The organism is Vibrio sp. CAU 1672 (assembly GCF_029223195.1).
Taxonomy (GTDB): domain Bacteria; phylum Pseudomonadota; class Gammaproteobacteria; order Enterobacterales; family Vibrionaceae; genus Vibrio.
This window is the reverse complement of sequence record NZ_JARHUF010000003.1, coordinates 235,428-259,801: the sequence shown is the minus strand read 5'-3', so window position 1 is coordinate 259,801 and position 24,374 is coordinate 235,428. Positions and strand designations below refer to the sequence as shown.

Here is a 24,374-nt window from a genome sequence, read left to right as displayed (position 1 = left end):
AGGGCAGTAACATACGCTAATCTTTCTGACCGGATTATAAGTTAGCCAATGTGGTTGTCACGTGAGCCGGCTCACAAATAGATTGGTCAACCAATGCGCGGGGTGTGTTTGTGATATTGGTCAATCAATTTAGTTTTTTGTTTTGACGGCTAAGGTTTTTGAGCGCAATAATGCGCTCGAAACAACAAATACCGTTGAGTGAAATATAACGACCTTACATATTGGACAACCAATCCAATGAGAAAAGAACAATGATGACGCGTAAGACGCTTTTGAGCGTGGTAGTCGGCGCCGCAATGACGTTCGGTGCCACTGCTTCTGCCTATGCCGCAACCACATTAAAGCTGAGTCACAACCACCCGCGCGATCATGCCGTCCACAAAGCGATGGATTATATGGCGAAAGAAGTGCGCGAAATGACCAATGGTGAAGTTCGTATCCGGATTTACCCTGATGCGCAGCTTGGTACTCAGCGTGAATCGATGGAGCTGATGCAAAATGGCGCACTGGATATGGTGAAGAGCAACGCGGCAGAATTGGAAGCCTTCTCTCCGGCTTATTCCGCCTTCAACCTGCCTTATTTGTTCCGTGATAAAAATCACTACTATAACGTGACGGATGGCGAGGTTGGTCGCCAAATCCTCAACTCTTCAACAGATAGCGGTTTTATTGGTGTGACATATTATGATGCCGGTGCGCGTAGCTTTTACACCAGCAAACCCATCAACACGCCTGAGGATCTTAAAGGCCTGAAAATTCGCGTGCAGCCGAGTCCGTCAGCAATCGCCATGGTAAGAGCGTTAGGCGGAAACCCGACGCCTCTGGCATATGGTGAACTCTATACCGCACTGCAGCAGGGGGTTGTCGATGCCGCGGAAAACAACATTCCGTCATTTAGCCTCAGCCGTCACAGCGAAGTGTCTAAATACTTCAGCCTGGATGAGCACACCATGGTGCCGGATGTATTGGTTATCTCCAACAAAACCTACGACAAGCTAACCCCAGAGCAGCAACAAGCACTGATGAAAGCGGCGATTGACTCTTCTGAATACATGAAGAAGCTCTGGGCTGAGTCTGAAGCCAAAGAGCGGGCGAAAGCAGCGAAGATGGGGGTGACTTTTGTTGAGCCGGACAAAGCGGCATTTGTACAGGCGGTTCAGCCGATGTATGCCGAGCTAGCAGAAACTAATCCTGAACTGAATGAACTGAATGAACTGATTGAGAAAATCAAAGCCGTTCAGTAGTTCGCAGTTACATAACTAGTAAATAACCAAAAACAAGGTGTTACCATATTCTGGTACATAGAGGTTGACCAATTACTATTGGTCATTATTATGGCGTGAGAAGTTAGATGGAATATAGTGATAATATCATCATGATGCCTTTTGAGCCGAAAAGACCATATCAAGAGATTGGTTTAGTACTTAGACAAGAGCTTATCAACGGTCGTTACCAGATCGGAGACAGGCTGCCGCCAGAGCGCGATATCGCAGAGCGACTTGACGTGAGTCGTACTGTGGTGCGTGAAGCAATCATTATGCTTGAGCTGGAAAACTTAGTCGAAGTGAAAAAAGGCTCGGGTGTGTATGTCATCAATATTCCGTCTCAACTGAATTCTCGTGAGAATGTGATCAGCGATGATGCGGGTCCGTTCGAAATGCTTCAGGCGCGTCAGCTGCTCGAGAGCAATATTGCCGAGTTTGCCGCCATGCAGGTGACGCCAAGCGACATCGTGAAAATGCGTGCGGCACTGGAGCTGGAGCGAGAAGAACTGTCCAGTGGCACCACCGATTGTAACGGTGATGAGAAGTTTCACATGTGCATTGCCGAAGCGACGCAAAACTCGGTGCTGGTGGATATGCTCAAGCATTCCTGGGAGCGACGTGAAAGCAGCCCAATGTGGAAGAAACTTCACTCGCACATCGCCGGCCAAGACTACCGTGAAGAGTGGTTAGACGATCACGCCAAAATCCTCGCTGCTTTGCAGCGTAAAGACCCTGTCGCCGCGAAGAATGCCATGTGGCAACACCTTGAAAATGTCAAACAGCGCTTGTTGGAGTTGTCTGATATCGATGATCCGAATTTTGATGGTTACTTGTTTAGTTCCAACCCGGTTGTTCTGCCGCGGGCGGAAAAAAGCTAGCCATATTGCCGGCTGCGGCCGGCTCTAGTCAGCGCAGTTGTATCTCAGCAACTGCATATTCAGAAGTCGTTTTGTACTTAGCTTGATACATTCGAGCAGGCTGAGTACGTCTTAAATAAAGGTGAGTGTCATGGAACAAACTTGGCGTTGGTACGGCCCGAATGACCCAGTGTCGCTAGACGATATTCGTCAAGCTGGTGCAACAGGCATCGTAAATGCTTTACACCACATTCCAAACGGTGAAGTGTGGTCAAAACAAGAGATCTTAAAACGCAAAGCCATCATCGAAGAGAAAGGTTTAACCTGGTCGGTCGTGGAAAGTGTGCCGGTGCAAGAAGAGATCAAGACCCAAACGGGTGATTTCCAGCGGTGGATCGACAACTACAAACAGACGTTGCGTAATCTGGCCGAATGCGGCATTGACACGGTCTGCTATAACTTTATGCCGGTGCTCGACTGGACGCGTACTGACCTGGCATTTGAAATGCCAGACGGGTCGAAAGCGCTACGGTTTGATCAAATTGCGTTTGCAGCATTTGAACTGCATATCCTCAAACGTCCGGGTGCCGCCGCAGATTACACCGAAAGCGAACAGGCGCAGGCGCTGGAATATTTCAACAGTATGAGCGCAGCGCAAATCCAGCAACTGACCAGCAACATTATTGCCGGTCTGCCGGGAGCGGAAGAAGGTTACACGCTGGCGGAGTTCCAGGCTCAATTGGATCGTTATGCGGGTATCGGTAAAGACCAACTGCGCGAGCATATGGCACACTTCCTAACGGAACTGATGCCGGTGTGTGAAGCGCATGGTCTGAAGTTGGCCGTTCATCCCGATGATCCTCCGCGTCCGATTCTTGGCCTGCCGCGCATTGTCTCAACCATTGAAGACATCGACTGGCTGACTGAGAAAGTGCCGAGTAAAATGAATGGCCTGACCATGTGTGCCGGCTCTTATGGTGTACGTGGTGACAATGATTTGGTGGCGATGATCAAAAAGCATGGCGAGCGTATCTACTTCACTCATTTGCGTTCAACCAAGCGTGAAGAGGGTAATGCGATGACGTTTCATGAGGCAGCCCACCTTGATGGTGACGTCGACATGTACAACGTCGTGATGGCGATTCTGGCTGAAGAGCAGCGCCGTGCTGAGACGGGCGACCTGCGTTTAATTCCGATGCGTCCGGATCACGGTCACCAGATGCTGGATGACCTGAATAAGAAGACGAATCCGGGTTACTCCGCCATTGGCCGACTTAAAGGTTTGGCAGAAGTGCGAGGCCTGGAAATGGCGCTTAAGCGCGCGTTTTACACAGAGTAATATCAATCTAGATAAGTAGGTATTCAGATAGTTGCGCAGGAAAAATCGCTGAGCACAAGGCGTAGATTTCGGTTACATAGTTATTCTAATTACCCAATCTAAAACACAGTTATCAGCGGTTCAACCAGCATGAATGATCAGATACTTGTGTAGATTGGTACCAATGTGCAGTTTAAGGATAAAACGCAGAGCTTCGGCTCTGCGTTGTTGTTTGCGCGGCTTGCCCGATATAAAGGCCGCTACTGGGGTTCGCCTGAGACAGCCTCTTGAGTTTTGCTCGCCAGGGTTTTATTGCTGAAGTTTGGTTTTCGCTTCTTCAACTTTCGCAAAATCCAGCCCCAACTCTTCGACGGCTTCTTTAATCAAAGCCGGGTTTTGCATGACTTGTCCTAACAGCAATTGGAGTTTGTCTTGAGGTAACCCCAACTGACTGATCGTTGCCATTGCCGCAAGAGGGTTTTCTGTCAGTGTCTGAAACAGCTGGTTGGTTTGCTCGTCGCTGATATTGTTCTCTTTCAACATTGCAAGAATCGGGTTCATCGCTTTTCCTATTAATTACGTAATGAGATAGACCGGCAGTTTATCATTTGCCTGGCTTTGGTTGTAGCGGGAAGCGTGCAGGCCTTTGTGGTTACTCCGGTTCTACCGCTACCTGGTTACGGCCTTTATCTTTGGCTTGATAGAGCAGTTTATCGGCTTTAGATAACGCTTTATCAAACTCGCCACTGTACCAGGAAGCCACGCCGATACTGACGGTGACCCTGCGGCTTTCCTGTCCGATGGTGTTATTAAAAGCGATAAGCTGGCTTTCGACCCGCTTACGGATGCGCTCAGCCAACCGGGCAGCATCCTGCAGCTCAGTTTGGGGCAAAATCAGGGCAAACTCTTCTCCACCAATACGGCCAAAGATGTCGCTGGTGCGAATTTCATCGCTCACTAGTGCGCAAAAGTCTTTGAGGACGGCATCCCCGGTGGCGTGGCCCAGGTTGTCATTGATCGTTTTGAAGTGGTCCAGGTCCAGCATGCACAGGCAGCAAGAGACGCCCAGTTGCTGAAACTTTTCCGCATGCTGAACCAGCGCCCGGCGATTGATGATATGGGTTAAGGGATCCTGCCGGGTCAGCTCAACCAGTTGAGATTCTTTGGTTTTAATGTTGAATGCCATATCTGAAAAAGCAGTGAACAGATCACCGATTTCATCATCCCGCGGTGCAAAGTTGGTGCGTGCTCTGCCGGTGCGGGACAACACCGAGATCCGCCTGCGCAACTCAATGATTGGCGCTGATATGAAATGGGAAAGGTAGAGGGTAAGCAGTACAAACATACCCAGCGCCAAAACTAAATAGATCAGTACTTCTCTTAATAATATCCAGTTAGCGGATGTAATTTCTTCCATCGATACAAAAACCGCCAGGGTGGCAATCGGGTGTTGCTCTGGCCGTTGTGGCCAGAACGCCTGGTGAGCCTTGATGTTTACATCGATAGGGAGATTAATAAGGATGCCGTTGAGATCCCTGCGCAATACCGGCTCGGTGCTGCGGTTCCAGCCCTGGGTGGCCAGCTGCGTTATCGGCAGGTAGTGCACGTCTGTCAGCGGGTGTAAGTCGTCGCTATGCGTCACAAAAACATCGACACGCTGCAAACCGTGATCAGACAGGTTGCGCTCCATCTTAAACAGGTGATCTTCTATCAGAGTCCTGTCCAGCACTGCGCTATAGTAGCCAACCTGCTTTTTGTCGCAATTAACTAATGGCCGGGAAAACAGGTAGGTTTCGCGGTCATAAATCAGGCCAAGCTGTGCGACTGTTGCTGTTGCTGCCAGGCTAACCACATGCTTAGGCAAATATTGCTGCTCTCTTAGTTTGATCAGCCCGTCGTTTAAACGCCGAGTCTGTTGAGAGTTTTCTTCACCGCGTTGGCTAAGCTGGTGGATCTGATCCAGGATTTGCTTTTCCATGCGGATGTTTTCCGGGTAGGCCGCTTGCCACTCTTTAAAGGCGGCATCCAGAGCCGCTTGTTTGTCTGCGGGCAGCAGGGCCAGCCCGGTGACACTTTGCCGTAAGATATAGCGGTTGCTTTTATTCGCAGAGAGCGTGAAGTGTTTGATCTGGCCGGATAAGTCGGTGATGACGAGGGCGGAAAAGCCGTGGGTAAAGCTTAGTGCGTCAGCGGACAGGTCTGTTAAGGCTAGTTCCCTGCGGGGGCACTGCGCCATGGTTTCACTGAGCTTTTCAAATTCCAGATACCGATCTTCAAGGTAATGACGGAGCTCTGCGGCACCCAGTGAGGCCGACAACTGGGTGGATTGCAGGATATGATCTTTGGTCAGCATTTGCCGTGCCTGATAATAGGCGTAGCCAAACAGTAGCAGGAGCACCGCTAATGGCAGTAAGACTAAGAATAACTTAAAAGTCAGTTTACTCATCGGTGCGGCTTCTCTGATCCCCGGGGATTATGGTGCCCAGCTCTTTCACGGTTTGAAGCGATCCGGCATGAAACCGTGCCAGATACATTGGCAGGTTAAAATGGTGATCGGCCCGCAGGGTGATGGCCTTCGCGCCTTGATATAACGTTAGTCCCGGTAGCGCATCGATCATGGCTTCCCGGTCCACCTCGCCAGCGGATTCCAGACCGGATTTGAGCACGTAGATTAAGTCATAGTGAGCCTTGCTCGCGTAGGTCGCGATAGCATCCGCACCGTGCATCTGTTGGTAATCTCTAACAAATTGTTTGCTTGGTTGGTCCTGTAAGTGGTTGAAGAAATGCAAAGCGGTTAATATTCCCTCAAGATTTTCGGCCGCAAGGTTGGGCAGGTAGGTTTCGTCGGCAGCAAATGCCACTACCTGAACAGAGCGGCCAAAATCATACTGTCTCATTTCCGTCAGGAAGGTAAACCCCTCAGTGCCGGGGAGAAACAGCATTAAGGTTTTTGCCCCTGAGCGTTTGATCCGTTCGAATACCGGCGAGAAATTTGTGGTACCGAAGGCGGTAAATTCGGTATTGGTGATGCGGCCCTGATGCTGGTTGACCGACTCAATGATGCGCTTAGACATACGATGGGGCCAAATATAATCATAGCCGTAGATGTAAAAACTGTTGCCGACGTTATCGATCAGGTACGGGATGAGCGGATCGATGTAATGTTCCGGAATGGCGCTGTAACAGATCAGATAGCGGTTGAAGTGGCGACCCTCATAATCCATGCCGTAAAAAAGCGGGGTTTTGAACTCTTCGGCGATTTCCGTCATTGCATATCGGGACGCGCTGCTGACCGGGCCGATAAGGGCGAAGACTTGTTGATTAATCAGTTCCCGGCTGTATTTAACGGTTTTGGCCGGATCGGTCTGGTTGTCCCGGATGACGAGTTCGAGTTTTCTGCCTAATATGCCTCCGGATTGATTGATCTGGTCGACAGCCAGTTCAGCGCCGTGCAATGCCTGCTGGCCATAGATTGCGTAGCTGCCGGTCAGAGGCAATACAACACCGATTTTGATACTGGGCTGAAGCGGTGAACAACCGCTAACCAGCACTATAATGGGTACGACCACCGCCAGTAAAAGTGTATTTTTGCCTATAAATCTGAGCATGATCCCGTGCTTTTTGATTCAACTCTTTATTAATAAAAGTTCATAATAATTAGGAAGTAAAGATCCTTTAGCAAATATTGTTCCGCTGAAAAAGGAGTGAATGCCAGGGCTATTAAGTCAGCGTAACAGGGAAGATAAGCAAATGAGTCAGCCAAAAAAAGAAGCCCACTTTACGTGGGCTCCGGGGATTACTTGATCGCGGTACAGAAACTGACATCCGCGTGCTGGGTGTTTGGATCGAAGCTGTGATAAAGCTCGAAACATGGCCGGTCATCATTTTCAATGCCAGACTCAATCACTTTACTCATGAGCTCGTCCCACGCTTTTGCATACTGGCTGAAATCTGTGATTTGCTGGCGCAGTACCGCATATTGGCCGCCGGGGAAGTCCTGCAGTTCAATGCCGTCGGGTACTGGGGTATCTAGTGTCACCATCAGGCAAATGTCAGTACGGCACTTATCGTTTGGCGTGATTTCTGGGTTGTCATGGTAAATGAAGATGCAGGTATTGTCTGCCAGTCCCTGCATTTCTGCCCATTGATAAAGCCGGCCGCTAGGCTCTTTATAGCCCTCGCCATAAGGGCCGGTTACTCGAATATAAGCCAGCTTCGATGGTTCAAAGTGTAGTGTTTCCATTGTTGTGCTCCATGTCAAAACGTCAGAGCCAGTATAGGTATTACCGTTACACACTTCGTTTCCAATCTTGCGCAGTGTGTGTCCAATCTTGCTGTTTCGGGTTAATTCAGAAAAATCTTGGTAATTTCGGCAGTTACGAAATGCTGATGGGGTAATACCAAAATGCTGCTGAAAGGCTTTAGCCAGACTTTGTGAGGAAGAGAAACCAAATTCGAGTGCGATATTCAGTACCGGTTGTTTGGATTTAAACAACTCACCGGCTGCCGCCTCTAGCCTGAGCCGGCGGGTGAAATCTGCCAGGGTCTCGCCCTGTACCGCTTTAAAAGTGCGATGAAAATGGTAAGGGGAAAGATTTGCCAATGCTGCCACCTCGGGCAGGTTGAGTGGCTGGTTAAAGTGTTTTTCAAGATAGCGGATAACCGGCAGCAGCCGTTTGTGATAATCAACGCGCATTATGTGCCCCATTATGCCATGGATAGACAGGCAGCCTAATCGATCCAAATAAAGATTCAACACTCCAGAGGTGAAGTTGAGAGGGAGCGCATTTATCTGACGTATGCAATCCTGTTCATTTTCTGAGGCGGTTTGAGCAAAGTCAGCTCGGCGTATTGGGCCATGGTGAGAGAGCCGGTTTAACCGGCTTCTCAGTTTTCATTACAATCCTTTTAAGTACTGCTGGTTGGCGGTTGGCTGAACCATTTGCTGTAACGTTTGAGCAGAGCGCTCCCCCTGGTCTTGCAGATGAGCTTTGAACGCTTCGACCAGTTCTGTTTTCGGTACAGTCAGCCTGGTTTCGGTCTGAATGTCTCGCAGGTCAATCAATACATCAGTAAACAGCCCCGGCAGATCTTGCAGCACTTGTAGATTCAGGACGTTGTATTCACTGTAGAGCGAGTTGTGGCTGCCAGGTTGTTTGTGTACCACATACGGGTTGTCTTTCAGGTTGATGATTGAGGTGCGTTTGGCACAACGTTTCAGACAGCCTTTGTTGACCCTGACTTTACGGCAGCCTTCGGTTTGCTGGAACAGGCACTGGCGGCTGGTTAACAAGGTGTTGGGGTGATAAATACTGTAGAAGCTGCGCATCGCGGCTGGGCGCTTGATGTGGCGCATCTGCTTCATGTTGAGTTCATTGGAGATAAACGCTCCGCCTGCGGCAAATTCTTCGTGCAAACACTTCAGTGAATAGGAATTAGAGGTATTCATCTGCGGGCCGGCGATCCAGTTTAACCCCAGCTCTTTGGCGATCATACCGACCCCGGAGTTATTGGTGATCAGTTGCTCTGGTTTGATGGTCTGCAAAAACTCACACGCTGCCTGGTAGTCTTCACCGATCAAAATAGCCGGGAACCATGGCTTTAGGTTTGGCTGCGCCTGAAAGAGGGCGATCATCGCACTTAGTTCGCCTTTTAGTCCCATCGGCAACTGGTAGTACACGTCAACGTTGTCCCATTGACTGCCTTGGTGGTTGCCAAGCATTGCTTCGTGAGGTGAAGATATCAGCACGGACAGTTTTGCTCTCTCTGCTAATGGCTCTGGTTGCTTCAGTGTGGGCAAGACCGGGACGTCAATTGCGCCTTTCAGGCTGCTGCCGGAGGTGTGGTCTGAGATGATCTCCAATGCCTGGGTTTCCTCGGCTACGGTTTCGATGATCGCGGTTTTTGCGTCATAGAGGTTCTGTTTAACCTGCTGGATCGCCTCCGGGGAGTGGCACTGCAAAAGCCGGGCAAAATGTTGCACCGCATGGTCACGCGGGTTGTCGATGTACATTGCTTTGCCGAAACTGCCCTGCAAAAAAGCGTTGGAGAAATCGCGGTTAAATACGGTATACAGCTCGGTGGTATCGTCTGATAGTTCGACACCAGCGCATAAGCGGTCGATTTGTTGACGCCAGTTATCGACCACGGTGTACACGTAGTGTGATTTCTTGATCCGGCCTTCCACTTTCAGCGAGTACACGCCCGCGTCGGCCAGCGCTGCCAGATCGCCAAAGGCAGAGTTGTCTTTCATGTTCAGTGGGTAATGCTGGCCGGTTTTGGTCGCCTCATACTGTTCACGGCAGGGCTGGCTGCAACGACCGCGGTTGCCCGAAGCGCCATTGCGCGCCGAACTGATGTAGCACAGGCCTGAGAAACCAATGCAGTAAGAGCCATGGACAAATACTTCCATCAGCACGTTATGCTGGTGGCCGAATTGAGCCAACTCTTTGATCTCATTAATGTTCAATTCGCGAGATAAGTTTACCCGGCTGGCGTTGAGCTGCTTCAGGAACAGGATTTGGCCTTGGTTGTGGGTATTCAACTGGGTAGAGGCATGCACATCTAACTCAGGGAAATGGTGTTTGAGAATGTAAGCCAGGCCAAGGTCCTGCACGATCACGCCATCAACCTGAGTCGTTTTCAGCTGGCTGAGTAAGCGCACGATTGCCGGGATTTCACTCTCCAGGATCAGTACGTTGAGGGTCAGAAAGATCTTACAGCTGTGCTGGTGGGCCAGGGTTACCACGCCATTTAAGTTATCCAGGGTCAGGTTGGTTGCACGGTTACGTGCGTTAAAACGGTCCAGCCCGCAGTAAATTGCATCAGCACCGGCGGCAATGGCGGCTTTGATGGAATCCAGATCACCTCCGGGGGCTAATAACTCAAATTGATCGCGTGTCACTATTTGTCTCTTACTCGGTAAAATAGGGCCCGTAGTTTACGGATTTCACCTTTTTGCTGCATGGTTAGTTAAGGCTTTATTAATCTGCATCAATTAATCAGGATTCGGGGTGGTTGCTTGTCTTTAGGTTGGTAACGGGTCAGTCTGGCCGTTGTCGTTTTGGCCATGGGAAGCTCGTGATGAGAAAAAGCCAACCTCGTTGGGAGGTTGGCAAGTCCTACCTAAATGGGGGTGAGGTAAGATCAGGAAGTTGCAAGGACGCTGTGCACTTCGGATTTAATTGAATCCGACTGGGTGCCGAAGATGGCCTGCAGGCTGTCGCCAATCACCAGTACATCCCTGGCACCAAGTTGTTTGAGTTTTGCTGCATCGACATGAGCAATGTCTTTGACCGATACCCGTAAGCGGGTGATACATGCATCCACTGATTTGATGTTGGCCTTGCCGCCGAGCGCCGCAACCACATCAATCGCAATTTCGTCGGGTTGTCCGGCAATCTTAATTTTAGCAATATCGGTTTCACGGCCCGGTGTTTTCAGGTCAAGCTTCACAATCAGGAAGCGGAATAAACCGTAGTAGAGCGTTGCCCAGATCGGACCGATGATGATGAACATCCACGCGTTAGTCGACATCGGGTAGTACAAGAAGAACTGGATGGCACCGTGGGCAAAGTCGGTACTGTGTTTGATTTCAAGGAACGCGGTAATCGCAAAAGCAAGCCCGGTTAAGAAAATGTGGCAGACATACAGAACCGGAGCCACAAACAGGAAGGTGAACTCAATGGGTTCGGTGATCCCGGTTAACCATGAGGTAAATGCGGCGGACAGCATCAAACCACCGACGATTTTTTTCCGCTCAGGGGTTGCGCTGTGGTAAATGGCCAGTGCAGCGGCTGGTATTGCCTACATCGAGTACATAAAGCCACCAGACAGGTAACCCGCCGTTTTGTCACCGGCAAAGAACCGGGTCAGTTCACCAGTAAACTCTTTACCGGTATCCGGGTCGTTGTAGTTACCCACTTCAAAGAAGAAAGGTGCATTCCAGATGTGGTGCAAGCCTATTGGCAGAAGTGAACGCTCACCAGCACCGTATACCGCCCAGGCCAGAACCGGGTTTTGGTATGCCGCCCAGTGAGAAAATGCATCGAGCAGCGCGCCGACTGGTGGCCATGCAAAGGCGAGGATAGCACCGACAACAATCGCAGAAAGGCCGGTGACAATAGGGACAAAACGTTTGCCGGCAAAGAACCCGAGGTACTCAGGAAGTTTAATATTGTAGAAGCGGTTGTACATGATCGCGGCCAGTGCGCCAATGAAAATACCACCGAATACGCCGGTTTGCAGAGTCTCCACCCCCATGATGGTGGCGTCGGTCTCGAGGCCGCGCAGCCCGATAACGATACCCAGTGACGCATTCATGATAATTAAGCCGACTAAGCCTGCTAGGGCGGCGGCACCGTCGTTACCTTTAGATAAGCCCAGCGCCACCCCGACAGCGAACATCAGCTGCATGTTGCCAAAAAAACCTTCCCCGGCGGCGAGCATCACCCTGTTGGCGGCTTCAGGGATAAACGCAAATCCCGCATTACCAATCCCCAGCATTAAGCCAGCCACGGGTAACACGGCCACAGGCAGCATCAAAGACCGCCCTATTTTTTGTAGTTGTCCAAATATGCTTGCAAACATGGTTTCCTCCCGGTGCAAGTCAGTGTTCTTCGACCTGAGAACATCCAGGCCACTTTGTTTCACGTAAGGTCATAGTGATCATATCGGGCAAGGCGCTGCCCAAGGTTACAAAACCCAATCAGTTTGTAAGTGGCAGCTTACAATTCTGTTGCGGCGAGTAATGAAAACTGGAAGCAACTCGGTTGTCGAAGGTGGCTGAAGAATGCATCATATTGACCAAGGTGGGACAAAGGATAATTAGGATGGAAAACAAGCAAATACTGGTCGTCGACGACAATCTTGATCTTCGGGAAGCATTATCGGATTAATTAGGTCGGGCAGGATTTGATGTTATCTGTGCTGAAAATGGCCAAATGATGTGGGAGATACTCAAAAGCCATCAGCCTGATTTAATCATCCTCGATATTATGATGCCCGGTGAAGACGGATTTACCCTTTGTCAGAAACTGCGCAAAAATTCTGACACGCCAATTATTATGCTGACCGCGGTGAGCGAAGAAGCCGACCGGGTTGCCGGCCTGGAGATGGGCGCGGACGATTACATCACCAAATCATTTAGCCCCAGAGAGCTGCTGGCCCGGATCAAAACCATCCTCAGGCGCAGTCAGTCCAGCGCAGCCAGCAAGTTAACCCGCAAAGTTCGTTTTGACGACTGGCTGCTCGATACGGTTACCCGCCAGCTGACCCATGTAACTAATCATGAAGTGAAACAGCTTAGTGGTGCGGATCTCTCATTGCTTGGCCTGTTCGTCAACCATGCCCAGTCCATCCTGTCCCGTGATGATATTGCGCGTGAAATCTGGGGGCGAGATGCGGAACCATTTGAGCGCGGAATTGACGTCCAAATCAGCCGGTTGCGCCACCATCTCGAAGATAAGGACTGTTCGCTGATCCTGACGGTGCGCAACAAAGGCTGTATGCTGACAACGGATGTGCACTATGAGGGTTAAAAACTGGGCCGGGTCACTCATTGTCCGCACCAGCGTTTTCCTGTTGCTGGTGATCATGTTAGCCCAGCTCCTGTCCGGCATCATCTGGTACCAACACACCAGTGAAAGGGATAAAGAAGGCCTCACCACAACGGTCAGAAGCCTGGCGTTAAGCGCCTCTTCAACCATCGCTTTTTTCCAGACGCTCCCGGCGGAATACCGTCATCTGGTGCTTAATCAGCTGCGGAATATGGGTGGGACGCGTTTTTTTGTTTCGCTGAACAATCACCAGCTGCATGTTGAGCCGCTGCCGGAGAGTGAGCGGAAAACCTTAGTGATCAACCAGGTGCGCCAAGTGCTGGGGACAGAACTGAGCGCGATTACCAATATTGATGTTGAATTTACCCAACGTGATGATCTTAAAGTATTTAACAACGAGCTGCCGATTGATGAGCTGCCGTTGCTTTGGGCGCATTACTCACTGTTGTTCGGCGATCTCAACCCGCCGATTCTGGTGATGCAGGTTGAGGTGGCGAAAAACGAATGGTTTTATCTCGCTGCGGTGCTGCCCGCGCCCTATATTGATCTGGAAACCAACTATTTTGAGCTGCGCCAATGGCTGACCTTGCTGCTGTCGGCTCTGCTGCTATTGTTGTGTACCTGGTTTATTGTCAGTAAAGAGATGCAGCCGATCCGGGAGTTAGCCAAGGCCGGCCACGCTGATGTCGAGCCGGTTAGATGTGCCGGAGGTCTCTGAGCGAGGCAGTAACGAGTTAAAAGCGGCCGTCAGGGCATTCAATAAAATGAACCGCAGGATTGACAGCCATATTAAGGATCGGGAAATGCTGTTCAGTGCCATTTCTCACGATCTGAAACCCCCATTGCCTGCCTGAAGCTCAGGGCAGAAATGCTCGACGATGACGCCGAACGTGAGAGGTTTACCCGCCTGACTAACGACTTAGATCTGATGGTGAAAGGTGCTTTGCAATGCATTAAAGAAACGGACATTCATGAAGAGATTGAACCGATCAATTTTAACCAGTTGATTCAACATATTTCCGCCAATATTGCCGATGCTCCGGGTAAGATCCGAATTCATGGTGAGATCCAGGTGCATTTTGCCGGTAAACCGCTGGCGATGAAGCGCTGCATTCAAAATCTGGTCGATAACGCACTCAAATATGGTGAGCAAGCGGATATTTCCCTCTCTGAGAGCCACCAGTCGATTCAGATCGCGATTGAAGACCACGGCCCGGGCGTTGATAACCAACTATTGGAAAAACTCTTCCAGCCCTACTTCCGCGCTAATGACGACAAACCAGGGAGTGGCCTGGGCTTAACCATTTCGCAGAGCATTGCCAAAGCTCATGGCGGGACATTGTCGTTGAGTCATTCTCAGTTTGGTGGCCTGTGCGCCAAACTGACATTCCCGAGAAACTGACTATAAACAAGTTCGCATTATTGTTGCCACTCATGGTTTTGTCGCCACCCAGTAAGGCTCAGGTGGAGCTTCTCCACTGGTGGACCTCTGATGGTGAAAAACAGGCGTTGCAGATACTCAAACAGCAACTCAAGGCGCAGGATATACAGCTAATCCACAGCCCGGTGCTGGGCGGAGGAGGCGACAGTGCCATGACGGTGTTGCAAGCCAGAGCGCTGGCTGGCAACCCGCCCAGTATTGCCCAGATAGAAGGGCCGAGCATCAAAGCGTGGGATGCGATTGGTATCTTACACAGCGTCAATAAGGTCGCCAAGCAGCATCAGTGGGACGATGTCCTCTACCCGCTCTCTGTTGAGATCAATGAGACGCCAAATGGTTACGTTGCCTTGCCGTTGACCCTGCATCGCATGAACTGGTTGTGGGTAAACCACAAGCTCCTGAAACAACTTGGTTTGTCGGCGCCGAATCACTGGGACGAGATGTTTACCGCTATGGAGCTCGCCAAACAGCACGGCCTGATCCCGATTGCTGTCGGCGATCAGCCCTGGCAGGTGGCTCAGCTGTTTGAGAATTTGGTTATTGCAACTGGCGGGGTGGATTTCTACACCCGTGCCATGGTCAAGCTTGAGCGGAACAGCATTGATAATGACACACTGCGTGAGGCATTGCGCCAGTTTCGCCGCCTGAGTTTATTGATGGCTGACAACCCGTTGCCCGACACGAAGTGGGACACGGCAACCAAAGCGCTTGGCGATGGGAAAGCGTTGTTTCAGATTGGTGGTGACTGGATTCTGGGTGAGCTGATGGCCAAGGAGATTGCGGTACCGGAAGAGGTCGGTTGCTACCCGACACCGGATAGTGATGGTGTGTTTCTTTATAACATGGATAGCTTAGTGTTTATGTCGAGCAAGTCGTTTAATGCTGCTGACGCTACCAGAGCGGCCAGTGCACTGGCCGATGTTGGATTCCAAACCGAGTTTAGCCGGGTCAAAGGTTCGATCCCTGTCCGTACCGATATTGATATCAGTGACTTTAACCCCTGCCAGATCCAGGCTTATCAGGACTTTCATTACGGCGTCAAACACAATTTGGCCGTCCCGAGTATGATCGATTCGATGGCGGTGAACCCGGTCGCCCAACAAGCGATAAACTCAGAGATCTTCCGTTTCTACCGTAACCCGGATATTCAGCCGGATGAATTAATCAGGCGGATTATCGCCATTGCGGAAAGTAACTAGTCTGGTTAGGCAGGGTTTACCATCGGCCAACTCAGCAATCATTAGTAAATGATTATCATTTGTTGAAGTGCGAGGCAAATCAAACAAATCATGCCTGGTTGTTAAATTCAATGCCAAGTCTATTTTTGCGGATATATATTTCCTCTGGTTATCATTAATTAGGGCGATATTTATGCGCAGGATGTTGTTATTTCCCGTCATTCTACTATCAGGGTGCGCTCTGGTAGCACCTTCCACCCCTTTGCAGGCCGATGCCAACTGGCATGTTGATCAGCTGGCCAATGGGATGGAATATCATCTTTACCCCACGCAAGATGAAGAGGTTTCTGTTCGTTTGGTGGTCAATATTGGTTCTTTTCAAGAAAGTGAATCTGAAAAAAGGGTATGCACACTTTGTTGAGCATATGGCGTTTAACGGCAGCCAGCACTTTTCCGGCAACGAAGTGATCAAACGCTTCGCTCAGTCCGGAAGCAGTTTTGGCGCTGATATTAACGCCTTCACCAGTTACCAGCAGACCTCTTATAAGCTGGATCTGGCCAGTGAAGAGATGCTTAACCAAGCGTTGGTCTGGATGCGGGACATCAGTGATGGGATCCAGTTCGAACCGGATCAAGTAGAGAAAGAAAAAGGGGTAATACTCGGTGAGTGGCGCCGGGCTAACCCGGATGATAAGTCATTATTTTGGAATGCTTACCAGGCTTCGATAGCCGGTACCCCTTATGCTGAGCATGACCCGATTGGTACGCCTGACTCGGTGGAGGGCGCGACGGCAGAAGGGCTGAAACGCTTTTACCAGCAGTGGTATCAGCCGCAAAATACTCAGTTAGTCGTGACCGGTGATATTGATGTTGAACAGGTATCGGAATTGATCCGGGTTCAGTTTTCGGATTGGGAGCGCACTTCCGATCAGTGGGTGGAAAAACGGCGGGATATTGCACTGAACCCTGAGCAGTGGCTGTTACCGAGCAACAGCACGGAATCTCCGAGTATGCACTTATTGTTTGACCGTGGCTTGATTGGGATGCAAACGCGAGAGCAGCAACATCAGGCTTTGCATGACGAAGTCAGTTTACAGTTAATCCAGCAGCGGCTTCAGTCGGTGATCAATGATGCGGCCCAGCCTACTCAGTATGTGTATGCGCAGGCCTCCTATAATAATTACCGGCGCCTTGCTTCGCTAGGGGTGGCGTTTGCTCCACAGCAGAGAGCGCACATGCAGCGACTTTTCATCGATAGCATGACCTCGTTGCGTGATCACGGGGTGACGCAGGACGAACTGGATGCGATCCTTTCCGGGTACCAGAGCCAGTTGAGCAATGTGGACAATGACTGGTCAAAACGTCCACCGGCCAGCTATGCGGACGCGCGGGTATTCAATCTGGAACACCGCAGCGTGAGCCAGTCACAGCAAGACTATAAAGACAGTTTGCAGCAGTTTATTGAGCGTAATACGCTGAGTCGCGCCAATCAGAGTCTCAACCGGCTGTTGTCTGCCCAGCCTAAGTTTGTCGTCGGTATGGGGAAAACGGAATCTCCGGCGCAGTTCAGCCACGTATTCTCCCAGCTGAATCATGCCTATCAACAGCAAGGGCAAAAGCCACTGATGATGTATGCGAGAAGCCAGGGATTTGTCCAACCGGATCAGGCCGGGCAGGTAGTGGCAAACCACGAGCATCCGGGTGGCTTTATGGTTTACACCTTGTCCAATGGCGTCGAAGTGTGGTTTCAGCGGGACGAGCAGGCCGACAATCGAGCCTATGTCTATTATGCCAGCCAGGGGGGCAAAGCCGCGTTGCAGCCCGGGCTCTACCCGGCATTTGAGATTGCCACGTTAACCGCTGCACGCAGTGGGTTAGGGGAGTTTTCTGGTGCTGAACTTGACAGTCAGATGCGTAAACAGAACATGGCGATGTATCCGTTAATGGAGGCCACTCATCACGGATTCCAGCTGGAAGGGCCAACGGAAAATCTGGCTCAAGCGCTGAATGTACTGTACAACGCGGCGACGGAAATTAAAGTTGAACCACGCCAGTTGGAGGCCGTTAAGCAAGAGTTCTATCAAAACCGCCATGCATTCTTTGACTCATCGGTAGGCCGCTGGGTTAAGGCGATCAATCACAGTGCTTATCAGGAAAACAGCCGTTACCGATTGTTATCGAGTGCGGGTGTGGCAGATGTGACACCGGATCAGATCAAGGCGGTGTATGAGCAGCTTTTCAAACCTAATCGAGGTTTCAAGATGGTCATTGTGGCAGATCTTAAGCCGGAACAACTGGTTCCTTTGCTGCGGCGTTATGTGGCCGCAATTGAGCTGATGCCGGCAGAGAAGGTGGATTACACGGTGCGGTATAACCCCAATCTAGCAGAGCGCAAAGAAATGGTTGACGGCAACGAACCATCGTCACTGTATATGTTGCGTTTGCTCAATCCGAAGCCGCTGGTCAAAACGGGCAAAGACATGTTTATCGAAGACATTCTGCAGCGTATCAGCCAGACACGCGTGCTTGACCAACTGCGTGAGTCAGCCAGCCTGGATTATAATCCGAGTATTTACCCGATTAATGCAGACAGAGAAGTGGCATCTGACTGGTTGTTTGAGTCGCAGATTAACCCGAAAGATGTCGCCCAAATGGACGCGCAGCTGGATAAAACCCTGACCGACCTTGCCAGTAATATTACCCAGCAAGAGCTGGACACCGCCGCCAGGCAGTTAGTGGTGGCAATGAAAGATCTTGCACAACAGCCACATCAGCGTGGATGGTTTTATACCCGCTACCTGATCCATGAGTACGGTGTCGAGCCATTATTGGATGTGGAGGCGACAGCGCGAAGTGTCACTTTAGAAGAAGTGCAAGCCCGGGCTCTGACGGTGTTTGGTCCGCTGGCCAAACGCAGTACGACGATATTGAGCCCGAAGCCCTGACGGGCGGGGCTCTGCAATCAGGGCACGTTGTGTCGTGCCCTTAATTATGCCGTTTTGCGGGCGGATGATTTGGCTGTTTTGGTGACAGGTTTTTCAGTGGCTGTATCGGCCGTCTGGGTTTTTAATGTCACGACTTCTTTTTCCGGCAGCTCTGCCGCCTCGCCAAAGAACTTGCCGCCGGTTTCGATACTCAGGTTATTGCTCCAAATCGTTCCGCTGACACGTCCTTTGGCTAACACCTGAATGTTTTCGGCATGGCATTTTCCATCTAACATGCCATTGATGATCAGTTGTTTAGCGTAGACATCGCCTTTTACTCGGCCGGTTTCCGCAACCACCAGTGTACCTTCCACATGAACCTGGCCCTCAACCATACCATCGATCTGGATATCACTCTCTACTTTGAGTTCTCCGCTAATAGTACAGCCTTTGGCGATGAGAGTTGAAGCTGTTGCGCGATTCTTTGTTCCACGGTTTGAATTAAAGATTCCCATCGTATTCCTCGTTCTTTGGTAAAAATGTGGTCAAATTCGTTGATGTCCCAGTCGACAAAGTTTCTCGGGTTGAGCGCCCGGCCGACAAAACGGATTTCATAATGCAGGTGTGGCCCGGATGACAGGCCACTGTTGCCAGAGATAGCAATTAACTGGCCTTTTTTGACAAATTCACCGCTTTTTACTTTGAACTTTTTCAGGTGTGAATACGAGCTTGAAAAGCCGAAAGAGTGTTGTAAGCGCAGAAAGTTGCCTGAGCCTTTATTACTGCGACGGGTCACTTCAACGACACCATCAGCCGGGGCGTAGATTTTGGTGCCGGTGTTGACGGCAAAATCGAGCCCGCGGTGCATCTTGGCGACTTTGGTTACCGGGTGAATCCGTTTGCCAAACCCGGAGGATAAACGCGCTTTGCCGACCGGCGAGCCACTGGGGATCTGGGTCAGCATCGCCATACGTACGTGAGAGGTGATCGCCGCCGTGTCAAAACGTGTATCCAGATCTTGCGGTTTACCATCGCTGGTTACCCCTAATACTTTTTCCAGATCAGCCAGTCGCTCTGAAACTAAACTGACACGCTCTTCGCGTTCGGAGAGATCACTTTCCAGATCGGATTTCAGCTGTTTGAGGTTTTCCAGCTCTTCACCCAGGCTCTGCGACTGAACGGCCAGTTCTGCCTGTTTCAGCTCAGCGGAGTCGACAACCGAATAGAGGTGCTGGATCAGCAGCGCGCCACCAACCAACGCGGCGAAAAATATCCCCAGGCTGGTCTGAATACTGCGGCGCATGGATTTACTGAAATACCAATGCTTGGAGCCGTTAATTGTCGAAATTGATATCGTCAGTTGGTCTTTCATGGCGTTGGCGCGGTGTGCTTATATCCCTAATGCAGAGCGAGACACGACTGTATGCAAAAGTTGCGTAAATTAGGAGTGTGTAAATGTCAGAGCGTGATGTGCAGTCAAATAATCCTCAAAAATGCTAATCGAGGCTTAATGTCTGGTGACGACTGGTCGTGAACGAGGGTCGTCCGGCAGCCGTTATCCCATACTCTTCGGGGGTAAGTTAACAAGAGAATAGCTATGCAATTTAACGCACTTCACGGTTTGGTTTGCCTGCTTTGGTTATCTTTAGGGGTTCATGTTCATCAATGGAAAGCGGGCGTTGGTGGTTGATGCCGGAATGAGTGTGCGGACATCAATCAAAGCATAAGCATTCTTCCACTTGACCGGGGGCAGATTCCGGTTTAGCCAGGAAATCGCCACGCCATGTGATGATTTGGCAAAAGTAAATTCCCGATAACGGAGTTGGTTGTGAAAAAACTACTATTGGCGACCGCGGTGGTCGTTGCGGCTGGAACCGCCGGTTACCTGTACCAGAAGAGCGTGATTCAGGACACCTCAGACTCGCTGTTGGCGCAAGTGCCAGCTGATTCTCTGATGGTGGCTTACCAGACTGAGGCGTTTAACCATTATGAGTTCCTCAATGCCTTTGGGGTCACCAGTCAGGGCTCCATTGCTGAGCTGTTTGCCCTCCAGCAGCTGACGCCACAGCAGGCGTTTGTACTCAATTTGCTGGACGGGTATCTGGAAAGTGCGGCATCGCCGGAGTCGCTTAAGGCGTATTTCGGTACCGGCGACAGCATCAACCCGCTGTTTTACACGCTGGGCCTGGTGCCGGTGTATAAGTTACCGATTGAAAGCCCGGCGGCGCTGTGGAAGACACTTGACCATCAAGAACTGATGAATGGTGTAACGCACGAAAAGGCCAGGCTCGGCACGGTTGAGTACCGTCGTTACGAGTTGACGGATGCGGCAGATCCACAGAATGGGATTGGGCTGGTGGTTGCTGTGGTCGACAATGTGCTGACCATCACCGTGGACGTGCCAAAGCTGGGCGAGCAGAATCCGCTGGCAATGGCGTTTGGGCTTGAGGCGCCGGCGGTCAGCCTGGCCGATACTGACCGGCTCAAAGCTTTGCAAGATAAATATGGCGAGAACAACAATTCGTTCGGTTACGTTGATCACCGCGAAATCATTAAGGGATTAACCACGCGAGACGGTAACCTGCTGGCGCAGCAGCTAAGTCGCATCGAACCGGATCCTGAACTGGAGCAGTTGCGTTCACCGGCGTGTCATCGTGAGTTTACCCAAATCGGTCAACACTGGCCGCAGTCCGTTGCGTTTATGGAGTATCAGATGGGCCAAGGCCAGCCTTCGGTTAAGGGCAGCTTTGTGATTGAGTCGAGTAACCGGGTTATCCTTGATGCGCTTAAATCGCTCCGGGGAGTTCTGGCCGATTCCAACAGTGATGAAAGCTTCTTAAGTTTAGCTCTGGGGGTTGATATCACTAAGCTGGCCCCGGCGATAGGAACCATCTGGATGGATCTTGCCGCACCACAATACCAGTGTCCGATGCTGGCGCAGATGCAGGGTGATATGCGTGAGTTCAACCCGACGGCGTCGGTTCAGCTTGGGGCTGGTATGCTTAACGGCCTGAAGGGGCTCGGTATGGAGCTGTTTGATATTTATGTCGATAGCAACACTGCATACGGTGAAAGCTTTGAACAGTTGGATGCACTGTTGACGGTTTCTGCCAGTGATCCAAACACTCTGCTGCAATCGGCGCAACTGCTGGTACCCGAGCTGGCTCAGTTGCCGATCAAACCCGACAACCAACCGGTTAATGTCAGCGGATTATTCAACCAATATAGCGGGATGAGTATGGATGTGTTTGTCCGGATGAACGATGCCCACCTGACCATCTACAGCGGAGAGAAAGCAGGCAAAGCCAGCGAACAGGTGATGGCGCATCCCCTGACCCCGAATGGGCTGCTCAGCTTCAAGATGGACTCTGAACGGATTCTTGAAGTCATGCAGAGCACCTCTGAAGTGACCGGCGAGCCTGTTCCGGAGGATGTAGCGCTCAGCTTGCAGCAGGGCTTTGTTGGCGGTATGACGTTAGATGTGACCGAGGATGGGATCGCGTTTGGGATTGATTACCAGGCCGCAACGGGCAAAAAGGCAGAGGTCGCGCAGCAATGATTGCGCTTGAAACGGCAAAAAGGCGGCATTGAATGCCGCTTTTTTTGTGCTGGGTTGAGGCGTGGTGAGTGGGCATGGCTGTATTTTCAGTCTTACTGGTCACGAACCCGTTAGAGCCTGTATCGCTGAACAGTATGGTGAAAACGAAACCTACTTTATTCAGTGCTGGCAGCACGCGCGAGGTGAGTTGGTCATCCTTTTGAAAGCCGTGACGCTCGAAAACAGGATATCGTCCGGCGTAAACAGGTTTTCCCGCGCCAGTTTCTGCGCTTGTGGGAGGGTAAGGGAAATCATAGTGTATCATGGGCTCCTGATAGTTCGGTCGCGGTCGCGGCTTTGAAACCGCGCAGGATGTTGCCCAGTGTCATGAGGGCAAACAGCACAATCACCAGCGATAGATGCCATGCCTGGCTCAGCCCAAGCTGAACCAGCCCCATACTGACCAGCGACGAAACCACCATTTGTCCTCCGCCGGACATGGCTGCTGCTGCCCCGGCCTGTGTTTTGTAGGGCTGCATGACCATCGCCTGAGCACAGGGGAGGGCGATACCATTGCCGAAGATCATCAGCAGTTGCCCGAGCATTAAAGCCAGTGGCTCTAACGGGCAAAAGAACAGCCAAACGGCGGCGCAGGCGTGCAGAAGCGGCGTACACAGCAGCATGTTCTTAGTACCGATCTTTGTTCGCATCCGGTTGCATAACGTGGTGCCGGCTAACATACCCAGAGCCGGGATCAGCGCCCAGAGGGCATATTCGTCTGACGTCATGCCGATTTGGTTTTGCATGATAAACGGCATCACCGATACCGTGGTGATCATCAGGCTGAAGTTGAGCCAACTGATGCTGGCAAAGCTCATGAAGTAGCGTGACGTGAGCAGATCGCGGTATTGCAGCAGCATTTTACTGGCGGAGGGCACCGGAACTTGTTGGGTAACCGTTTCTTCAAAACGCAGGGCAATGATCGCCCAGGCTAACGAAACGTAGCCGAGCAGTGAGACAAATACCATGCTCCAGCCGAAGTGAAAATTAATGAAGCCGCCCAATACCGGCGCGATGAGGGGGGTAATCGAGGCTGCCATGGCAATATATGACATGGCAACCGGCAACTCGGCACCACTGAAGCGATCACGGGTAGACGCACGCGCGAGTACCGCACAGCATCCGGTCCCCAAGCCTTGTAAAAAGCGGCCGATGACCATCCCCCCAAACGAGTGGCTTAAGAAGATAATCATCACTAGCCCGGACATGGCAATCATTAAGCCGACCAGCAGTACCCGTTTACGTCCTATGGCATCGGAAATCGGGCCGTAAATAAACTGGGATGGACCAAAACCGAGTAAGTAAATACTCACCAACAGCTGCGCCTGATCGAGGGAAATAGCGAAGTCTTTGGCTATCCAGGGTAAGGAAGGGAACACCAGGCCCATACTGAGTTGACCGATGCTGATGATCAGACAGGCCAATAAGATGGTCCGAAAATTAATTGGCCGGTTCATGACGATTCACCATTACCACGGCGGCGCAGACTGCCTTCTTCATCAAACTCATTCAGTTTGGCTTTGACCCGTTTTACCGTTGACAGGCTCACTTCGCATTGCTCTGCGACGCTTTGTAGTGTGTTGCCTTCTAGCAGTAGGGTGGCGATGCGCTGATGTTTGGCTTTGTTCGCGGGACGCCCACGAAACTTCTGCTGCCACAAATCGGGTTTATCTTTGATGGCTCTTCGACCTTGCTCTGCAGCAAACAAGCGGTGTTGGGTTTGCACTTGCCCATAGCCAGAAAGCAGAGCTATCAGGGTGTGTGTTTGTTCTGATCCGGGGGCAAATGTCAGTGGTTCACAGACAGTTTTTAGCGTCACGCCTTTATCGAGCAGTGTTTTGATGGTGTGGAGTGCCTGGCTGAAATCACGGCCAAAGGCAGTGAGCCACCAAAGCACAACAGTGTCACCGGATTGAACCGTTTTCAGTAGTTCCTGAAAGGCTTTTCGCTCGGTCGGCGGTGTGCAGCCACGCACTTTATCTTCAAGATGTTTCGCTTCAGGAGCAAAATCCTGCAGGGCACTAAGCTGGCTTTGATAAGCGCGATTCTTGGGTGAATGACGCGTATAGAGGTAGGTGGTCATGGTCTCGAGGTGTCTCTTTATAATGGTTCATATACTGTAATGGCTCATAAATATATATGGGTTCATTAATTCTGACAACACCAAATGAACCAATAGGCAAAAATTGCAAAGATAAAAAAGCCGATGGTTTGTTCACCATCGGCTTTTTGCACG

14 protein-coding genes and 4 pseudogenes are annotated in these 24,374 nt (G+C 50.9%); 8 read left to right on the top strand and 10 right to left on the bottom strand.

Going from position 1 to position 24,374, the window contains the following annotated elements:
- Positions 1-251 precede the first annotated feature (251 nt).
- The 3 genes from P2G85_RS05065 to uxuA all read left to right on the top strand — a co-directional run bounded on the left by P2G85_RS05065 (position 252) and on the right by uxuA (position 3,461).
- Positions 252-1,244, top strand: a complete 993-nt coding sequence (locus tag P2G85_RS05065; protein ID WP_275863029.1) for a TRAP transporter substrate-binding protein — start codon at positions 252-254, stop codon at positions 1,242-1,244.
- Between the two features lie 107 nt (positions 1,245-1,351).
- On the top strand, positions 1,352-2,143 hold the full coding sequence (locus P2G85_RS05060) for an FCD domain-containing protein (protein WP_275863028.1): 792 nt from the start codon (positions 1,352-1,354) through the stop codon (positions 2,141-2,143).
- 130 nt (positions 2,144-2,273) lie between these two features.
- Positions 2,274-3,461 (top strand): mannonate dehydratase, encoded by a 1,188-nt coding sequence (uxuA, locus tag P2G85_RS05055; RefSeq protein ID WP_275863027.1) that lies wholly within the window; start codon positions 2,274-2,276, stop codon positions 3,459-3,461.
- 288 nt (positions 3,462-3,749) lie between these two features.
- Here the strand turns inward: uxuA and P2G85_RS05050 are convergent, their stop codons facing one another.
- From P2G85_RS05050 to ptsG, 6 genes and pseudogenes are all read right to left on the bottom strand, one after another.
- Entirely contained in the window at positions 3,750-4,001 is a 252-nt protein-coding gene (locus P2G85_RS05050; protein ID WP_275863026.1) for a DUF2999 family protein, read from the bottom strand.
- Between the two features lie 91 nt (positions 4,002-4,092).
- Positions 4,093-5,886 carry a GGDEF domain-containing protein gene (locus tag P2G85_RS05045; protein ID WP_275863025.1) on the bottom strand — a complete coding sequence of 598 codons (1,794 nt, stop codon included), beginning with the start codon at positions 5,884-5,886 and terminating at the stop codon, positions 4,093-4,095.
- Positions 5,879-7,048, bottom strand: a complete 1,170-nt coding sequence (locus tag P2G85_RS05040) for a substrate-binding protein (protein ID WP_275863024.1) — start codon at positions 7,046-7,048, stop codon at positions 5,879-5,881. The genes P2G85_RS05045 and P2G85_RS05040 overlap by 8 nt, the downstream gene beginning before the upstream one ends.
- A gap of 188 nt (positions 7,049-7,236) precedes the next feature.
- Positions 7,237-8,136 carry a GyrI-like domain-containing protein gene (locus tag P2G85_RS05035; RefSeq protein WP_275863023.1) on the bottom strand — a complete coding sequence of 300 codons (900 nt, stop codon included), beginning with the start codon at positions 8,134-8,136 and terminating at the stop codon, positions 7,237-7,239.
- Positions 8,137-8,337: 201 nt separating this feature from the next.
- Positions 8,338-10,344 (bottom strand): U32 family peptidase, encoded by a 2,007-nt coding sequence (locus P2G85_RS05030; protein WP_275863022.1) that lies wholly within the window; start codon positions 10,342-10,344, stop codon positions 8,338-8,340.
- Between the two features lie 242 nt (positions 10,345-10,586).
- Positions 10,587-12,029: pseudogene (ptsG, locus tag P2G85_RS05025) on the bottom strand (glucose-specific PTS transporter subunit IIBC).
- Between the two features lie 242 nt (positions 12,030-12,271).
- Between ptsG and P2G85_RS05020 the strand changes: the two are divergent.
- From P2G85_RS05020 to P2G85_RS05005, 4 genes and pseudogenes are all read left to right on the top strand, one after another.
- Positions 12,272-12,979 (top strand): annotated as a pseudogene (locus P2G85_RS05020) (response regulator transcription factor).
- A pseudogene (locus tag P2G85_RS05015) lies at positions 12,969-14,399 on the top strand (ATP-binding protein). The pseudogenes P2G85_RS05020 and P2G85_RS05015 overlap by 11 nt, the downstream one beginning before the upstream one ends.
- Before the next feature lie 32 nt (positions 14,400-14,431).
- Complete coding sequence (locus tag P2G85_RS05010; RefSeq protein ID WP_275863074.1) at positions 14,432-15,637, top strand: ABC transporter substrate-binding protein; 1,206 nt, start codon at positions 14,432-14,434, stop codon at positions 15,635-15,637.
- A gap of 172 nt (positions 15,638-15,809) precedes the next feature.
- Positions 15,810-18,561: pseudogene (locus P2G85_RS05005) on the top strand (insulinase family protein).
- A gap of 44 nt (positions 18,562-18,605) precedes the next feature.
- Here P2G85_RS05005 and P2G85_RS05000 read toward each other — a convergent pair.
- Both P2G85_RS05000 and P2G85_RS04995 read right to left on the bottom strand, forming a co-directional pair.
- On the bottom strand, positions 18,606-19,055 hold the full coding sequence (locus tag P2G85_RS05000) for a polymer-forming cytoskeletal protein (RefSeq protein ID WP_275863021.1): 450 nt from the start codon (positions 19,053-19,055) through the stop codon (positions 18,606-18,608).
- Positions 18,959-19,912, bottom strand: a complete 954-nt coding sequence (locus tag P2G85_RS04995) for a peptidoglycan DD-metalloendopeptidase family protein (RefSeq protein ID WP_275863020.1) — start codon at positions 19,910-19,912, stop codon at positions 18,959-18,961. Before P2G85_RS04995 ends, P2G85_RS05000 begins: the two co-directional genes overlap by 97 nt.
- Positions 19,913-20,368: 456 nt before the next feature.
- On the opposite strand from P2G85_RS04995, the gene P2G85_RS04990 reads away from it, so the two are divergent.
- On the top strand, positions 20,369-22,099 hold the full coding sequence (locus tag P2G85_RS04990) for a hypothetical protein (protein ID WP_275863019.1): 1,731 nt from the start codon (positions 20,369-20,371) through the stop codon (positions 22,097-22,099).
- Positions 22,100-22,389: 290 nt separating this feature from the next.
- On the opposite strand, the gene P2G85_RS04985 is transcribed toward P2G85_RS04990, so the two are convergent.
- Positions 22,390-23,595 (bottom strand): multidrug effflux MFS transporter, encoded by a 1,206-nt coding sequence (locus P2G85_RS04985; protein ID WP_275863018.1) that lies wholly within the window; start codon positions 23,593-23,595, stop codon positions 22,390-22,392.
- Positions 23,592-24,221, bottom strand: coding sequence for a recombinase family protein (locus P2G85_RS04980; RefSeq protein WP_275863017.1), 630 nt, complete (start codon positions 24,219-24,221; stop codon positions 23,592-23,594). The genes P2G85_RS04985 and P2G85_RS04980 overlap by 4 nt, the downstream gene beginning before the upstream one ends.
- Between the last annotated feature and the right edge of the window lie 153 nt (positions 24,222-24,374).

Coding starts and splice junctions, on each gene's coding strand:
- P2G85_RS05000 (WP_275863021.1), bottom strand. CDS start 19,055: ATGGGAATCTTTAATTCAAACCGTGGAACAAAGAATCGCGCAACAGCT.
- uxuA (WP_275863027.1), top strand. CDS start 2,274: ATGGAACAAACTTGGCGTTGGTACGGCCCGAATGACCCAGTGTCGCTA.
- P2G85_RS04995 (WP_275863020.1), bottom strand. CDS start 19,912: ATGAAAGACCAACTGACGATATCAATTTCGACAATTAACGGCTCCAAG.
- P2G85_RS05060 (WP_275863028.1), top strand. CDS start 1,352: ATGGAATATAGTGATAATATCATCATGATGCCTTTTGAGCCGAAAAGA.
- P2G85_RS05050 (WP_275863026.1), bottom strand. CDS start 4,001: ATGAACCCGATTCTTGCAATGTTGAAAGAGAACAATATCAGCGACGAG.
- P2G85_RS04980 (WP_275863017.1), bottom strand. CDS start 24,221: ATGACCACCTACCTCTATACGCGTCATTCACCCAAGAATCGCGCTTAT.
- P2G85_RS05040 (WP_275863024.1), bottom strand. CDS start 7,048: ATGCTCAGATTTATAGGCAAAAATACACTTTTACTGGCGGTGGTCGTA.
- P2G85_RS05035 (WP_275863023.1), bottom strand. CDS start 8,136: ATGCGCGTTGATTATCACAAACGGCTGCTGCCGGTTATCCGCTATCTT.
- P2G85_RS05045 (WP_275863025.1), bottom strand. CDS start 5,886: ATGAGTAAACTGACTTTTAAGTTATTCTTAGTCTTACTGCCATTAGCG.
- P2G85_RS05010 (WP_275863074.1), top strand. CDS start 14,432: ATGGTTTTGTCGCCACCCAGTAAGGCTCAGGTGGAGCTTCTCCACTGG.
- P2G85_RS05065 (WP_275863029.1), top strand. CDS start 252: ATGATGACGCGTAAGACGCTTTTGAGCGTGGTAGTCGGCGCCGCAATG.
- P2G85_RS04985 (WP_275863018.1), bottom strand. CDS start 23,595: ATGAACCGGCCAATTAATTTTCGGACCATCTTATTGGCCTGTCTGATC.